The following is a 15,664-nucleotide window of genomic DNA, read 5'->3' as shown; positions in this document are numbered from 1 at the left end:
GCCCCGACTGTCGGGGCGTTTTTGTTATGCAGCGGGCTGCGGTTTACTTGGTCGCGGGCACCTTGTCCCGGCGCGACTTCCACCACCAGCGCAGCCGGATTTGAGAGATGAGCATCCCCGCCAGCATCAGGGCGCAACCGGCAATGGCACGCTCATCCAGCGTCTCACCCAGCAGCAACACGCCACCCACGGCGGCGAAGACAGTCTCCAGACTGAGGATGATGGCGGCATGGGCAGGATGAGCGCCCCGCTGCCCCACCACCTGCAGGGTATAACCCACCCCGACCGACACCAGCCCGGCATAGAGCAGCGCCTGCCAACCGGCCACTGCGCCGCTTAACGTCGGGGTTTCGATAACAAAGGCGGTGGCAAGGCTGAGCAGGCCGCAGACCACGAACTGCACTCCGGCGAGCTTGATGGGAGCAACCCGGTTGGAGTAGTGATCCACCAGCAGCAGGTGAACGGCCCAGAACAGGGCGCCGACCACCTGCAGCAGATCGCCAAAGCCGATGGTGAACTCGTCGGTAACGCTCAACACATAGAGACCGGCCAGCGCGATGATGGCGCCGATCCAGGTATTGAGCCCGCTCTTGTGGCGCAGCAGCAGCCCCAGTACCGGCACCAGAATGATGTAGAGCCCGGTGATGAAACCGGCCTTGGCGGCGGTGGTATAGAGCAGCCCCACCTGCTGCAGGGAGGCGGCGCAGAACAGCACCAGCCCGGCCAGCACACCACCGATCAGCAGTTGGCGATGGTCGCCCGCGACGGCAACAGGTTGTCGGGATTTGAGCCACCAGAGCAGCGGCAGCAGGGAGAGGGCGCCGAGCAGAAAGCGCAGGCCATTGAAGGTATAGGGCCCCATGTGATCCATCCCGAGGCGCTGGGCGACAAAGCCCATACCCCAGATGGTGGCAGCCATCAGCAACATCAGATTGGAGCGCATGGCGATTCTTCCTTAAATCGGCGCGTGACGGGTTATCCGATCCAAGATACCCGCCTCCCTATCCTCTTGTCTTCACTCTTTGTCTTCGCTCTCGCTCCCCATGCTCTGCATCGCACGGCTTTTGAGCACAGCGAGTGTTACAGCAGCGAGGGCTTGGTGAACACGGCCAACAGGGCAATCAGTAGCAGATTGCCCCGCAGGATCCACACCACCCGGAAGTGCTGCTGAATGGAGATCATCGGCGCCTTGCCCAGACGCAGGGCACGACGCCAACGATAGAAGAGGCGGCTGGGATAAACGAGGGAGCCGACAATCAGCAGAAACAGCCCCATCTTGAGGCTGTGGGCAGGATGGGCAAAGATCTCTGCCACCGAGCTGGCATGTTCGAGGGCCAGCAGACACCCGGTCGCAAAGATGGAGAAGAGCGCCAGCGCAGCCACCCCATCTGCCAGCAGCAGGCGGCGCACTCGCAGCATGTTCAGGCCGCGCCGAAAGATCAGATACTCGACACAGAGGGCAAGGATTAGCACCGCTATGCTGCCATAATGAATCATTGAGAGCAGAGTGTGGTTCAGCATCGGAAACATCTCATTTTCTGCCTTTAGACGAGCCGCACAGCATCATATATGCTGGTGTCACCCGAGACGAAAAGGATCTGTTCATGTCCCCCGCCAAGCCCAAGAACACTTGGTCTTTGATCACCCGCATGCGGCTGGGCCTCCTCTTGCTCTTTATCCCTGTGTTGCTGCTCGGCAGCATCTACTACCTGCATATGGAGCGCACCCTGCGCCACGAGCAGCAACAATATCTGATTGCTCGCAACACCCAGTATTTCCATACCCTGATCGAACCCTATCTGGCGACCCTCAAACGCCAGTTTACGCTCATTTATCAGCAGGTAAATTATCAGGATTTCAGCGGCCCGGAGATCCTTAACGGCGAGCGCTACCTGCAACAGTGGCAGGCCTATCACAAGGTGATGGAACTCGATTACGTCTACGTGGGCACCGAGCATCGCAAGATGCTGATCCACCCATCCTGGCAGGCCGACGAGAAGTTCGATCCCAGAACCCGCCCCTGGTATCTGCTGGCATCCAGCCATCCCGGACAGATTGTCTGGACCGATCCTTATTACGACTACACCTTGGGCACTCTCACCATGGCGCTGGCCCGGGTAATTGAAGATCCTGACGGCAAGCGGGTTGGCGTACTCTCGCTGGATACCCAACTCACCCCCCTCGCCAGCTGGCTAAACAGTCGGCATGATCAGAGTCATCATCTGGGCAATGGCTATCAGATCCTGCTCAACCATGATGGACTGGTGCTGGCCCATCCGGATCGCGAACGGGTATTCAAACCCCTCGCTCACCCCGACTGGCTGGCCCGGATGCAACAGGCGCAGGGCTTTTTCCTCGATGATGCCAGCGGCCTGATGGTCTCCTACTACCGCATCCCCGAGCAGCGCTGGATCCTGCTCAGCGTCGAGCCAACTGCCAGCATGCAGCAGGTGATCGACAGCGTCTCCATCAACGTGCAGCTAATGATTGCCGTCGCCTGCATCCTCTATCTGCTGCTGGCACTGCTCTGGTCCCGCTACTTTCGCCGTATGCTGGGGGAGATCACCCTGCTGATCCGCGCCAGCCGCTCCGGCGGTATCGCCTACAACGGCCGCCGTATGCTGGAGCTGGCCAAGGTCTATGAAGAGATGGATGCCGCCAGTCAGGACTTTGCCCAGATCCGCCTGCAAGCCCATCAGGACAAGCTCACCGGGCTCTACAATCGTCGCTTCTTCGACGAGTGCCTGCAGAAGCAGCTCAACAGTGGCGCTCCCTTCGGGGTGGTGATGTTCGATCTCGACAACTTCAAACGGGTCAACGATACCCATGGCCATCAGGCAGGGGATGTGGTGCTCAAGCGGGTGAGCAAGCTGGGCATGAATCTGTTCCACGAGTGGGGCTGGTTCTGCCGCTATGGCGGCGAGGAGCTGGTGCTCATCTTCCGTTACGGCGAAGAGCAGCCGATGCTCCCCTCCCTGCTGGAAGCGTTCCGGCTCGGGGTGGAACAACTGGAGTGGCGCGAACCCGATCTCACCATCACCATCAGCGGCGGGGTGGCTTTCAGCCGCTCCGGGCTCTCGGCCAAAGAGCTGGTGGAGCTGGCCGACAAGGGGGTCTATCAGGCCAAGCGGGAGGGGAAAAACCGTATCTGCTTCCCGCTGCGCCACACCCCTCACCAGAGGGCCGAGGAGGACATTCCCGCCTTTGGCGAGCCTAAGCAACAAACCAACGAGGGGTAGCCCCAGCGGCCAGCACCAACCACAACGCCGTCAGCAAAAACAAAGAGAGAGGCTCCAGCCTCTCTCTTTGTTTATCGTGCTTCTTGCCGCACGTTAAGCCAGTGTGGCGCGCGACTCAGCGCTGCCACTCCCACACCGGCCAGCCCAGCTCCTCGGCCTGCTGGCGCAGCGCAGGGGCCGGATTGACCGCATGGGGATGGCTCACCGCCCGCAGCATGGGCAGATCGTTGTGGGAGTCGCTGTAGCCAAAGCTCCCCTGCCAGAGGTGGTCCCTGCCTGCAAACAGCTGGTTGATGCGGGCCACCTTGCCCTCGCGAAAGCTGAGGGTGCCGCGAGTCTGGCCGGTCAGCATCCCCTCCTCCTCATCGAGCAAAATGGCGACGCAGTGATCCATCCCCAGCATCTTTGCCATGGGGGCGACCAGATGCTCGCCGGAGGCGGAGATGAGCACCAGGTCGTCGCCCCGCTCCCGATGCCATTCGATGCGCGCCAACCCCTCGGGGTAGAGGCGCTCGCGCAGCACCTGCTCGGCAAAGCGGGTAGAGAGCGAGTCGAGCCATTGGCGCGTCTTGCCCGCCAGCGGTTGCAGGGTGAAGGCCATGTACTGGTGCATGTCCATCTTGCCCTGATGGTAGAGGGACATCATGGCCTGCTCCTCCGCGATCATGCTGGCGGGGGCCAGCTCCTCGGCCACCATGTACTCCAGCCAGAGGCTGGCGGAATCCCCCGCAATCAGGGTCTCGTCCAGATCAAACAGTGCCAGTGCCATGGGCGCTCCTCGCAGTGAAAATGGAAATGAAATGCGGCCTCATGCTACCTCACAGAGTTGATCCCGGGCCACCGCCAGGGTCACGGCACTGCCGGTGGCCAGCAGATCGCCAGCCGAACGGTTGAGGCAATCCACCGTCAACAGCCCTGCCTCGCACTCCACCTGATAGCGGATCACGTTGCCGAGCAGCTGATGTTGGCGAACGATGCCGGGCAGGCTGGGTTCGCTGCTGGTCGCCCCGGCGGGCAGCAGGGTGATGGACTCTGGCCGCAGCGCCAGCTTGCCCTGAAAACGGGGGCCGAACAGCGACTTGCCCTGCTCAGCGCCGAGCAGGTTGTAGTTGCCGATAAAGCCCGCCACAAACTCGCTGGCGGGGCGGGTATAGATCTGCTCCGGCGTGCCGCTCTGGACGATGGAGCCCTTGTTCATCAGGAAGATCCGATCCGACATGGTGAGCGCCTCCTCCTGATCGTGGGTCACGAAGATGGTGGTGAGTTCGAGCCGCTGCTGGATCTCGCGGATCTGCTGGCGCAGGCTGCGGCGGATGCGGGCATCCAGCGCCGAGAGCGGCTCGTCCAGCAGCAGGATCCGCGGCTGCACCACCAAAGCCCGGGCCAGTGCCACCCGCTGGCGCTGACCGCCGGAGAGCTCGGCAGGATAGCGGCGCTCGAAGCCGGTCAGCTCCACCAGTTCCAGCGCCTCCTGCACGCTGGCGGCGAGATCCCGTCCCGGCTGTGGCTTCATCTTGAGGCCGAAGGCAACGTTGTCCCACACCGTCATGTTGGGGAACAGCGCATAGCTCTGGAACACCATGCCGATGCCCCGCTTCTGGGGCGCCTGCCAGGTGATGTCCTCACCGGCCACCCGCACCTGACCGCCATCTACCGGAGTGAGCCCGGCCAGCGCCCGCAGCAGGGTGGACTTGCCGCAGCCGGAGGGGCCGAGCAGGGTCACCAGCTCCCCCTTGCGAATGCCGAACTCGATCCCCTCGAACACCGGCGTATCGCCGTAGGATTTGTGCAACTGATTGACTTCTAAATGAAACATCTTGGATCACCGATGAAATCTGTTGGCCGCCCAGGTGAGCAGCAGGGTCAGCAGGAAGTAGCTCATCACCAGGGCACTGGTGAAGTGGCCCGAGGTGGCGCGCATGTTGTAGAGGTAGACCTGCAGGGTCTCGTAGCGGGTGCCCACCAGCATGTTGGCAAACACGAACTCGCCGAGCAGGAAGGAGAGCGAGAGAAACAGCGCCGCCAGCAGCCCCTTGCGCAGACAGGGGATCACCACCAGCAGAAAGGCGCGCCGACTGCTTGCCCCCAGCAGGTGGGCGGCATCCATCAGATCTTTCAGCGGCACCCCTTGCAGGCTGTTGGCCAGCGCCCGGAACATGAAGGGGAGCACCACGGTGAACCAGGTGCCGATCAGGATCCACGGCGTGCCAATAATTGGCAGCGGGCCGTCAGCGTAGATCTGCAACAGCCCCACCGAAGAGACCACTGGCGGCACCGCAAAGGGGAGCAGGATCAACAGGTTCATCCAGGGATCCAGCTTGGGGAAGTAGTAGGCCACCACCAGCACGGTGGGTACCAACACCAACGTCCCCAGCAGCAGGGTGGCGAAGCAGACCAGGAGGCTGCGGCCAAACGCCGCCAGAAAGCGCGGATCGCCCCACAGCTTGAGATACCAGTCGAGGGTGAAGCCATCTGGCAGCAGGGTCGCCCCCCAGCGGGTGGAGATGGAGTAGAGAAACGTGGCCAGCAGCGGCAGCAGCAGGGTGGCGACCAGCCCACCCAGCACCCACTTTGGCCAGCGCGGCGTCAAATCATGCATGGGATTGCCCCTTGTTCACATAGCTCTTTTTCAACAGCCACTGGTTGGCGGCCGTCACTACCCCCAGCAGCACCATCAGGATCACCGCCAGCGCCGCCGCCATATTGGGCTCGAGGAAGATGTCGCCGGAGACTAGACTGGCCACCCGGATGGTCACCAGATTGAAGTTGCCGGTGGTGAGGGCGTAGGCGGAGGCATAAGCCCCCACCGCGTTGGCAAACAGGATGATCAGGGTGCCGAGCAGCGCAGGCGTCAGCACCGGCAGCGCCACATGCCACACATACTGCCCCTTGCTCGCCCCCAGCAACGCGGCAGCCTGCGGCCACTCATCCTGCAGCGCATCGAAGGCCGGATAGAGCAGCAGCAGGGCGAGCGGGATCTGGAAGTAGGTGTAGATGAGGATAAGGCCGCTGCCCGAGTAGAGGTTGAAGCCGTCGATCAATCCCCAGGATTTCAGCAGCAGGGTCACTGCACCGTTGATGCCGAGAATGATGATGAAGGCGAACGCCAGCGGCACCCCGCTGAAGTTGCCAGTCATGGTGACAAAGGCCAGCAGCAGCCGTTTGACCCGCTCGCCGCTGTGGCGCAGCGCGGCTGCCCCGAGGGTACCGATAGCCAGCCCCGCCAGACTGGCGATACCGGCGATACGCAACGAGTTGCCGAACGATTGCAGGTAGAAGGGGGAGCTCAAAATCTCCCGGTAGTAGTCGATGCCCCAGCCATCCGGGGTCTGAAAGCTGCCCACCAGCACCCACACCATGGGGGCGAGCTGGAACAGGATCATCAACAGGATAAAGGGCAGCAATACCAGCGCGGGCAGCCAGTGGCGGCGCACCTTGCGCTTGGTTGCCACGGGTTGATCCACGAGAATCTCGGTGGTGGCAGGCATCATCAGTGCACCTCGCGCATAAAGGCCGCCTTGAGCAGCGGTGGCGCAGCCGGCTTGTCGTGGGGGATGCCCAGCAGATCGGCCATCAGGGCGCAGAGCTGGGTCTGGGCGATCACCACTCCATCCGGCCAGCGCTCGATAAAGGCATCGCCAAACAGCCAGAGTGGCACGGTGCGCTCTTCCGACAGGGTGCCGCCGTGGCTCAGGTCGTTGTTCATGCCGTGATCCGAGGTGATCACCACCTGATACCCCTCCGCCAGCCACTGGGGCAGCAGATCGGCCAGCAGGCTGTCCATCCGGCGCGCCTGATTGCGGTACTGGCGGGAATCGAGGCCAAACTTGTGGCCCGCATCGTCCACCCCCATCGGGTGGATCAGCAGAAAATCGGGGTCATATTGGGTTCTGAGCCATTCCCCATCCATCAGCAGATGGCTGTCGGGATAGTAGTCATCCCAGTAGAAGCAGCCGTGCTGGATGGGCAACTGCTCATCGTGAGTAAAGCGATCGCGGGCCGCCAGCCAGGGGCTGCGGTTGTAGAGTTCGCTCACCCAATGGTAGGCCGCCGCTGCGGTGCGTTTGCCCGCAGCGCGGGCCAGATGGAAGATGGAGTCATGCAGACTGAGGCGGCTCACCCCGTTGTGGGTAATACCGCTCACCACTGGCGGCACGCCGGTCAGGATGCACTCGTAGAGGGGTCGGGAGAGAGACGGCAGGGCTGCATTCAGGGTCGTATGCAGGCCCCGCCCCGCCTCCACCATGCCACCGAGGTAGCCCATGGTGTGGGCTACCTCGGCTGCCAGACCATCCACAAGTACCACTATCACCTTGTGTTGCACTGGATTCCCTTACTGCATGTTGATCATGACGGTTTCTTGCCACTGGCGCGGCAGGGCTTTGGAGCTCTGCTCCCAGGCGGCGTGATCCTGCACCGGCTTGGCATTGGCGTACTGCTCGGCTGGCAGCAGCTTGGCCTTCACGTCATCCGGCAGGGTCACGTTGCTGCGGATCGGGCGGGCGTAGCCACGGGCCAGGTTGATTTGACCGGCATCGGAGAGGATGTATTCCCGCGCCAGTTTGGCGGCGTTGGGGTTCTTGGCCCACTTGTTGATGATGGTGGTGTAACCGGCGATGACGGAGCCGTCACTCGGGATCACCACATCAAACTTCTTGGGGTCGATCTGGTCGCGGTAGTTGAGGGCGTTGAAGTCCCACAGCACACCCACTTCCACCTCGCCCTTCTCGATGTTGGCGATGGTCGGGTCGTTCAGGGAGAGACGACCCTGCTTGGCCAGCTGGCCGAACAGCTCCAGTGCAGGTTTCAGATTCTTCTCGCTACCGCCGGTGGCATAGGCCGCCGCCAGCACGCCGTTGTTGGCCTGCGAGGCAACGCCCACATCACCCAGGGTCACCTTGTAGTCGCCACCCAGCAGGGATTGCCAGCTGGTGGGGGCGGCCTTGACCAGATCCTTGTTGATCAGGAAGGCGATGGTGCCGGTATAGGCCAGCATCCAGTGACCGTCGGCGTCCTTGGCCCAGTTGGGAATATCGGCCCAGGTGGAGGGTTTGTAGGGCTGGGTAACACCCTGCTTGACCGCAACCGGACCGAAGGCGCCGCCCACATCGCCGATATCGGCGGTGGCATTGGCCTTCTCGGCGGCGAACTTGGCGATCTCCTGCGCCGAGCTCATGTCGGTATCCTGATGCTTGATGCCGTAGATGCTGCCCAGCTGCTGCCAGGTATCCTTCCAGTTGGCCCAGCTGTCGGGCATGCCGATGCTGTGGAGCTGGCCTTCGCCACGGGCGGCCTTCTCAAGATCTGCGATATTTTCGGCGGCAAACAGCGGTTGACTGATGGCCACTAGGGCCAGTGCACTTGCGATCACGCTTTTCATCATCCCATCCCTCTGGACTAGGTCAGTTAAGGTTCGAGAGGGATGCTAGAGGGGAATTGTGACGGTGGCGGGGCGCTTTAATGGCAGTTTGATGACAATCACCCTGTCATGGCGCTGTCATCCACAGCGGTTACAACTCTGAACTCGAGTGAGGCTGGACTATTCCAGTAAGGGATTGGCCAGCCACCCGCCTTCTGAATAAGCAACAGGGACAAGAATGTGACCGAGCCGAGATTGAGCGAGCAGAGAGTGAACGAACAGAGCACGGCCGATGGCCGCTCCTCCTCCAAGTGCGAACAGATTTGCCAGACCCTGCGCCGCTATATCGGCAGCGGCCAATTGGGGGCCGGGCAGCAGCTACCCGCCGAACGGGCCCTGAGCGAGCGCTTCGCTACCACCCGTATCACCATCAAGGAGGCGCTCTCCAGCCTCGAAGCAGACGGCCTTATCTACCGGGCCGAGCGACGCGGCTGGTTTGTGGCCCCGCCGCGCCTCACCTACGATCCCGCCATCCACACCCACTTTCACCAGTGGATCGGCGAGCAGCAGCGCACCGCCGAAACCCGGGTGCTGGCCCACGGCAGCGAGCTTGCCAGCAGCGAGCTGTGTCGCTGGATGGGGCTGGAACCCTTTACTCCACTTTATGAGATCCGCCGCCAGCGGCTGATCGACGGCCGTCCTGTGCTCCATGTCAGCCACCACCTGCTGGCCAGCCGCTTTCCCGATATCGCCAGCGCGCCGCTGGCCAGCTCCCTCACCGAGCTCTATCAGCAGCGCTATGGCATAGGCCAGGGTGGGGCGAGTCTCGAGATCACCCCCTCGGCGGCGCGCGGCGCCATCGCCCGCGCCCTCAATCTGGCAGAGGGGAGCGCGGTGCTGCGGCTGGTGCGGGTCAATTACGACGAGCGGGGCGGTCTGGTGGATTGCGATATCGAGCACTGGCGGCCGGATGCGATCCGTATCTGTCTCGATACCCGGGCGTTGCAACCAATCGCAGGCAAGCTGCAACAAACCCGGGTCGCCGATTAGAGAAAATATCCAGAGCACTGCCGAGCACAGTGGCGATCCGCATCGGCCTCAATACCCGAGCGATGCAACCGGCCACAGGCAGATCGCAGACAGTTCAATTCACGGAATAACCAGACACCAACAGAGCGGATCCCGCAGGATCCGCCGGGATCAGTTGTCGATATTGGGGATCATGTCGTCGAAGCTCTGGTAGCCGCAGTCGGCCAGTTGCAGCGACATGGTGTAGGTCTTGGCGTGCTCCTGCTGGCCGATGGCGGGGCGGTTGAGCTTGATCTCCTGATGCCAGTATTCCTTCATCCGGTCGATCAGCGCCATCGCCTCTCCCTCGTTGAGGTGCAGCTGGCAGAGCGCCATATAGTTGTTCGACTTGTGCATGTTCTCCACCAGATACTCCCCCAGCACCGACATTGCCTGCCGCGCCTGCTGACGGGCGAAACGGCTGTGCTGCTCGAAGCTGATCCGCTCGCTGATCAGGAAGTGGTAACTGTTGTCGATACCAAGCTGCAAAATGCCGAGCTTCTCCAGCTTGCGCAGATAGAGGTAGCAGGAGGCATCGGTCAGGCCGTACTCCCGCTTGAGATCGATCAGCGTCTTGTCGCGCCAGAAGATATTGGCGAGAAAGGCGTAGAGCCCCGGCTCGTTGTGAAACGCCTCGTCCTGCTCCTGAGTGAAGACGGCGCGGCGGCTCTGGGCGTCCTGAGTGCGATCCAGCAACTCCTCGAACGAGAGCCCCACCAGATGGCAGATCTCCAGCAGAGTATCGAACGGCAGCGAGGGCTTGTTCATCATCCGTTTCACGGTCGCGATGGAGACACCCATGGCTTCTGCCAGGGTCTGATAGCGGATCCCCTTGTCGGTCAGGGTCTTCTTCAGGGTGTCGAGAATATTGTTGGCCAGGGTCTGGCTGTAGGTCATGCCACTCTTCCTTGTTATCGCACTTTCATTGCATGGTTATGCCGAGTCAGCTTCTGACCTGTTTTTACCTTCAAGGCTCAGATATTGACACCGAAAAAACAGCCTAGAGAAAAAATCGCCTACAACACCCATCAGGACAGACCAGTTGAACGATGAGGTCGCAAAATCTGACACCAGACAGTGCATATCTTTCAACCCGCAAACATTTTGCTAGTGCTGCATAGAACATCGCGCATAATCGAAACGTATCGAATTCAAGACCCTTCCTGGTTGAGAAATCGATTGTTTGCTTCCAAATTTTTATCTTTTAAACCGTAAGGTTTTTTCTCTTTCCTGGCATTGGGCGGCGCTGATAGCACCGCCCTTTTCTTTTCCCTGAATTCGCAGGTCAGGTCAAGGGCCCCGGCAAGGGGAAGTGTCACAGGCCACCCGCCGCCCACTGATGCGCCAGCCACTACGACCTCTCTGGCAAGGTATCCTAAACGATCATTAATAGCGCTTCATTGCCATTCAATATATTTAAATGACCTGTTTGGAAAGCTTCGAAAATATAAAAACGAATATAACAAAGTTATTTAAAACTCCAAAAAACTATCTTTTAAATGGCTTGTGTATATAAGCAGACAAAATTAATCAGGCCGCACGACCCATATCTGCTTATCGCACCTTATGCCCACCCCAACAACTGCTGCCGGGAGAAATGAAAAACCACCCACAAGCGCCCATTCGCGTATCTGATGGGTAGCATGGCCCACACAAAAACAGCCTCAAAAGACCACCAAAAGTCACAATGGGAACAATCCCAAACCTAGAAAAGAGCAAAAAACAGGCAAAAAGATAGATTTTTTTTCTCATGGTTTCACCTTGTGATGCGTTCAAAAAATCATCGAAAAGAACCTGATGCCAATCAGTGACATCTGAGATGCCAATTTTTAGACAACTCATCACGGCTACACTCGAATGAAAATTTAATGCCGATACAAATCAATCAGATAGAATCAAAATCGAACTCACAGCCTGTCATTTGCCTCACCAGTTAATTATTTAAACATCAATAAAGCTAAAACTCTAATAACACCATTTATTAAACAAAATGCCCCTTCTTGCAGCCAGTCATTTTTAGAAAAATGGGGAAATCACTCTCTTGTTATTCAGAAATGTGCTGACTATACTGCGGCCCCTCTGTGAAAGCAGAGCAATGACGGAAATATAAAAAGCTTCATGGATTGAGCAATATAAATCACACGCAGTTCACGCAACACAAGGTTATTTATCCATGAACAAGTTTAATAAAATTGCCGCTTTCTCCCTGCTTGCTCTGGCCATGAATGGCGGCGCCCATGCCGAAGGCTGGTATGCAGGTCTGGATCTGACCACCTCCAAGATGGATCTCGATGGTGCTGCCAAAGACGCCTATGACGCCAAAGTGATCGACGACCAGCTCGACGGCGGCAGCCTGATCGTGGGTTACAGCTTCAAACCCTGGCTGGCGGTTGAAGGTGGCCTGCACGCCCAACAGATGGATCAGCTGACCTGGGTGACCTCCCCGATTGCAACCGGCTTTGCCGACACCACCATCGACACCCGCAGCATCAGCCTGGCAGCCAAGCTGAGCCAGCCGCTGGCCTGGGGCTTCAGCGCCTATGCCAAACCGGGCATCGCCTACACCCGCACCGAAGTGGAAGTTGTCGGCAACGCCACCCTCCTCGGTTTCAGCGGTCAGGTAAACGAGAGCGCAACCAAGAGCAAGGTACACCCCAATCTGGAAGTAGGTCTGGACTACGCCTTCAACGACCACTTCTCTGCCGGTATCGGTTACGAGCGCCAGTTCGACGCCCTGAGCCTGGGTGAAGAGCACTACTCTCTAGATACCTTCAAGCTGGGTCTGCGCTACCACTTCTAAGTCGCGCCGCGTCAGTAACAATGCAAAAGGGCCGCAGGTTTCAAACCTGCGGCCCTTTTTACTGCTCTCTTTCCGTGCCCTGCGCGTTAGCAGATCTGGTCTTTACCCAGCTGCTTGGCCTGATAGAGCGCCCGATCGGCGCGCACCATCAGGCTCTCCTTCTGCTCATCCTGCTGATACTCCGCCAACCCGAAGCTCATGGAAGCGGAAGCGTGTGGGCAGATGGGCTCGCTCGCCATCAATGCCTGAAACTTGCTCGCCACCACCAGCGCATCCTCGCGGCCAGTGTTGGGCAGCAGCACCATAAACTCGTCACCGCCCCAGCGGGCCAGCAGATCGATCTCGCGGATATGACGACGCACCAGCGCAACTATGTTGATCAGGGTCTGATCCCCGGCATTGTGGCCATAGCTGTCGTTGATCTGCTTGAAGTTGTCCACATCCATGGCGATCACCGTAAACGGCTGATGGAAGCGGCGCGCCCGCTCGCACTCCAGCTGTAATGCCCGCTCCAGCCGATAGCGGCTGGCGGCGCCAGTCAGGGCATCGGTCTCTGCCAACAGACGGTTCTCCTCGGCTTTCTGTTGCAGCGCCTCGTTGAGTCGCACCAGCTCGGCGGTACGCTCGGCAACCTGCTGCTCCAGCGACTGATTGCGCCGCTCCAGCTGCTCCAGCAACAACTTGCTGGCGTGGATATCGCGATGGGCACCGATCATCCGCGCCACAGACCCGTCGGGATTGCGCTCAATGATGCGGCCGTAATCCTCAATCCAGAGGTAACTGCCATCCCGGCAGCGGCAACGGTACTCGGCGCGATACTCATGGGCGCTGCCGCTCAGGCAGAGATCGAACTTCGCCATCACTGCCGCCAGATCGTCGGGGTGGATCACGTTCTCCCAGGTGAAGACGGTATTGCCGAGGGAGTGAGGCTCGTAACCCAGCATCCGGTACCAGCCCGAGTTGCGATAGACAAAACCGGTATTGGCATGCCAATCCCAGATGCCATCGCTGGTCACCTCCAGAATGCCATGCACCACGGCCTCGCTGACATCCGAGATCCTGATCGTGTCACTGTCCTGCACCATAGCAGTTATCCTTGTCCTTCCGCCCCGCGCCACCACGGGGAATCGCGCTGTTGTCGTGAGGCGCTACCTTGGCATATTGCAACAGATCTATCAGCCAGAACCCCACCGCACCGCCGTTTCCCCGGTTATCGGCCACTCACGGCACAGGCTGAATCAGGGTGGTCATAAGTGTGGCTCAAGCGCGCCCCATTTACCGGATTTAACTCACGATTCAGTCATTTGGGGGATGGGAATAAATGAGGGGATACCCAGAGGCCCCACAGAAGTCACTCGGCCAGAGTCAGCCGATAAAAATCCGTCTCCTGATGTTTCGGATTGGGGCGCAAAAATGCCCAACCAAAACGCCGGTAATGATTCAAGGCCCGCACATTGGTACGACTCACGGAGAGGATCGCCCATTTGCAGCCAGCCCCCAGCAACTGCTGGCGGATATAGGCCTGCAACACGGCAGCCAAACCGGTGCCACGATATTCGGGGAACAGATAAATCAGCTGCACATAACCGGTCTCGGGTTCATCGGAAACGCTGCGAAACTCCAACTGCCCCACCCGTTGTTCACCCGCCCAGACATGAATGTAGTGCCATTGCGCCTTCCCCAGCCTTTCACGGATCCGCTCCCGATAACCGTCGATAAAGTCGGCAAAGCCGTCATGGGTATGAAAACTGCAAAAATAGGCATCCCTGCGCGCCTGCACACAGAGTTCGTAATCCCGATCCAGATCGATAGTGTTAAATTCAAGTCTCAAGCAATGACATCCTGTCGTGTGTGGGTTGGATGTAGGGTGTAATAAGCGCAGCGCATTACACCTTTTGGCAGATAAATAGCAGCGGTGCAATTCACTTCGTTCTTTGCACCCTCCCCCCTCACCCTGCCATCTCCCAGAGGGAGAGGGGATAAAGCGGCACCGGTAATATGATCGTCAGCCGTGTAGGTTCGATTAGCGAAGCGTAATCGGACAGCGGTAACGGCATTGCGCCCTTCTCCCATTTATTTAAAAAGGAGGAGAAGGGCTGGGGATGAGGGGAAGGAAAAAAGAGATTACGCGGTAAACGTTGGGCTTCGCTACGCTCAGCCACAACCTACACAAGCAGTAGGTTGGTGCTGAGCCTGCGAAATCCAGCATACATGATAAAAGTAGGACTCCAGAGTGATATTTATTAGTTACATAATTAGCTCAAGCCTACGAAGAACCTTACCTTCTGTCAAAGTATCCAGCTTATCGACAATAAGAATTTCATTTAGTTTTTGGTCTAAAAATCCAAAGTACGCTTCAATACACGCCAATAGCTCTGAACAGTCAATTTTTGATTTTTCTTTCACGATGTCCATAAATACATGGACAAAAGCTCTAGACATAGCTATAACCAGCTTGTCAGAAGCGGAGTTAAACTCTTTCTTTATATTCAGTATGAATCGATGGGTAAGACCATGAATGACAGAAAAATCTTCATACTCACATGTTGATTTATTGAACTCTTTACGCAATAGTTCAATACAAAGTTCTGACTGACTGCTGCAACTATCAAGAGTTTTCAGTGCAACAGCACATCTATTTAGCCTTTGATATATGTAGTTCCTATATTTAATACTATAGGAATTAATATCAACCCTTATGAAGTTCGAGTGTTCCAGCAACCAAAATGCATTGTAAAACAATTCAAACAATATATAACCATCAGATTTTTCTTTATTTTCAGATAGCGACTCCTTAACCCATCGCTCATGTTCCATTTTTATTGAGTTTAGTTTCTCCACTGTGTAGAAATTTACTCTATCATCGATTTCTTTATGGTGAACACGACATAAAAGAATTAGATTGCCGTATTCATCCTTCAAACTTTCATCAAGTTTTGAATCTCCTCGAGGTCCATTCTTGCTTCTTGATACGATATGACATACTTCACCGACAACTGAGCTGGAGTCAGTATCATGCCCATCTATAATGAGCTCTATCCTACAATCCTTAAATGCGCAACGATTAGCAGCATTGCCACATAGTTGTTTGATCGTTTTCATACTAACAGACATCTATAACCTCACGCTAAAAAATGAAATTAACTAACCCATAATCATGGCGATAAACATATATAAATATACATTTAACAAGCTTGT

At 57.9% G+C, this 15,664-nt stretch carries 15 protein-coding genes; 3 read left to right on the top strand and 12 right to left on the bottom strand.

All coding sequences use genetic code 11. The features are described 5' to 3' along the window. Nucleotides 1–43 precede the first annotated feature (43 nt). Both AB5Y73_RS16735 and AB5Y73_RS16730 read right to left on the bottom strand, forming a co-directional pair. Entirely contained in the window at nucleotides 44–943 is a 900-nt protein-coding gene (locus AB5Y73_RS16735; RefSeq protein ID WP_106843426.1) for a DMT family transporter, read from the bottom strand. Between the two features lie 137 nt (nucleotides 944–1,080). After that, on the bottom strand, nucleotides 1,081–1,521 hold the full coding sequence (locus AB5Y73_RS16730; protein ID WP_075115790.1) for a DUF2214 family protein: 441 nt from the start codon (nucleotides 1,519–1,521) through the stop codon (nucleotides 1,081–1,083). Nucleotides 1,522–1,604: 83 nt separating this feature from the next. Here AB5Y73_RS16730 and AB5Y73_RS16725 point away from each other — a divergent pair, with 83 nt between their 5' ends. Continuing rightward, nucleotides 1,605–3,239 carry a sensor domain-containing diguanylate cyclase gene (locus AB5Y73_RS16725; protein ID WP_107684393.1) on the top strand — a complete coding sequence of 545 codons (1,635 nt, stop codon included), beginning with the start codon at nucleotides 1,605–1,607 and terminating at the stop codon, nucleotides 3,237–3,239. Between the two features lie 115 nt (nucleotides 3,240–3,354). On the opposite strand, the gene AB5Y73_RS16720 is transcribed toward AB5Y73_RS16725, so the two are convergent. From AB5Y73_RS16720 to AB5Y73_RS16695, 6 genes are read right to left on the bottom strand one after another with little or no spacing between them, the layout of a single operon-like run. Continuing rightward, nucleotides 3,355–4,008 (bottom strand): HAD family phosphatase, encoded by a 654-nt coding sequence (locus AB5Y73_RS16720; protein WP_019445452.1) that lies wholly within the window; start codon nucleotides 4,006–4,008, stop codon nucleotides 3,355–3,357. Between the two features lie 39 nt (nucleotides 4,009–4,047). Then, entirely contained in the window at nucleotides 4,048–5,055 is a 1,008-nt protein-coding gene (locus tag AB5Y73_RS16715; protein WP_075115788.1) for an ABC transporter ATP-binding protein, read from the bottom strand. A 6-nt stretch (nucleotides 5,056–5,061) separates the two neighbouring features. Beyond that, nucleotides 5,062–5,838: an ABC transporter permease gene (locus tag AB5Y73_RS16710; RefSeq protein WP_058057090.1), complete on the bottom strand. Its 777-nt coding sequence runs from the start codon at nucleotides 5,836–5,838 to the stop codon at nucleotides 5,062–5,064. Next, entirely contained in the window at nucleotides 5,831–6,730 is a 900-nt protein-coding gene (locus AB5Y73_RS16705) for an ABC transporter permease subunit (RefSeq protein WP_058057089.1), read from the bottom strand. The genes AB5Y73_RS16710 and AB5Y73_RS16705 overlap by 8 nt, the downstream gene beginning before the upstream one ends. After that, nucleotides 6,730–7,563 (bottom strand): alkaline phosphatase family protein, encoded by an 834-nt coding sequence (locus tag AB5Y73_RS16700; RefSeq protein ID WP_058057088.1) that lies wholly within the window; start codon nucleotides 7,561–7,563, stop codon nucleotides 6,730–6,732. The genes AB5Y73_RS16705 and AB5Y73_RS16700 overlap by 1 nt, the downstream gene beginning before the upstream one ends. A gap of 9 nt (nucleotides 7,564–7,572) precedes the next feature. Further along, nucleotides 7,573–8,619 (bottom strand): ABC transporter substrate-binding protein, encoded by a 1,047-nt coding sequence (locus AB5Y73_RS16695; RefSeq protein ID WP_047440511.1) that lies wholly within the window; start codon nucleotides 8,617–8,619, stop codon nucleotides 7,573–7,575. A gap of 198 nt (nucleotides 8,620–8,817) precedes the next feature. Here AB5Y73_RS16695 and AB5Y73_RS16690 point away from each other — a divergent pair, with 198 nt between their 5' ends. After that, on the top strand, nucleotides 8,818–9,648 hold the full coding sequence (locus AB5Y73_RS16690; protein WP_181294950.1) for a UTRA domain-containing protein: 831 nt from the start codon (nucleotides 8,818–8,820) through the stop codon (nucleotides 9,646–9,648). A gap of 150 nt (nucleotides 9,649–9,798) precedes the next feature. On the opposite strand, the gene AB5Y73_RS16685 is transcribed toward AB5Y73_RS16690, so the two are convergent. After that, the gene (locus AB5Y73_RS16685) at nucleotides 9,799–10,563 is read right to left on the bottom strand and encodes a helix-turn-helix transcriptional regulator (protein WP_005336490.1); all 765 of its coding nucleotides are present in this window, start codon (nucleotides 10,561–10,563) and stop codon (nucleotides 9,799–9,801) included. A gap of 1,276 nt (nucleotides 10,564–11,839) precedes the next feature. On the opposite strand from AB5Y73_RS16685, the gene AB5Y73_RS16680 reads away from it, so the two are divergent. Continuing rightward, entirely contained in the window at nucleotides 11,840–12,466 is a 627-nt protein-coding gene (locus AB5Y73_RS16680; RefSeq protein ID WP_181497010.1) for a porin family protein, read from the top strand. An 86-nt stretch (nucleotides 12,467–12,552) separates the two neighbouring features. Here the strand turns inward: AB5Y73_RS16680 and AB5Y73_RS16675 are convergent, their stop codons facing one another. The 3 genes from AB5Y73_RS16675 to AB5Y73_RS16665 all read right to left on the bottom strand — a co-directional run bounded on the left by AB5Y73_RS16675 (nucleotide 12,553) and on the right by AB5Y73_RS16665 (nucleotide 15,580). Beyond that, nucleotides 12,553–13,551: a sensor domain-containing diguanylate cyclase gene (locus AB5Y73_RS16675; RefSeq protein WP_181497009.1), complete on the bottom strand. Its 999-nt coding sequence runs from the start codon at nucleotides 13,549–13,551 to the stop codon at nucleotides 12,553–12,555. A gap of 266 nt (nucleotides 13,552–13,817) precedes the next feature. Next, complete coding sequence (locus AB5Y73_RS16670) at nucleotides 13,818–14,297, bottom strand: N-acetyltransferase (protein ID WP_181497008.1); 480 nt, start codon at nucleotides 14,295–14,297, stop codon at nucleotides 13,818–13,820. Between the two features lie 416 nt (nucleotides 14,298–14,713). After that, nucleotides 14,714–15,580, bottom strand: coding sequence for an HNH endonuclease (locus tag AB5Y73_RS16665; RefSeq protein ID WP_127006282.1), 867 nt, complete (start codon nucleotides 15,578–15,580; stop codon nucleotides 14,714–14,716). Between the last annotated feature and the right edge of the window lie 84 nt (nucleotides 15,581–15,664).

The organism is Aeromonas sp. s7(2024) (genome assembly GCF_040907825.1).
In the GTDB taxonomy this organism is placed as follows: Bacteria; Pseudomonadota; Gammaproteobacteria; order Enterobacterales; family Aeromonadaceae; genus Aeromonas; species Aeromonas veronii.
Note: the sequence above shows the minus strand (reverse complement) of the source record. Positions and strands in the feature narration are given on the sequence as shown.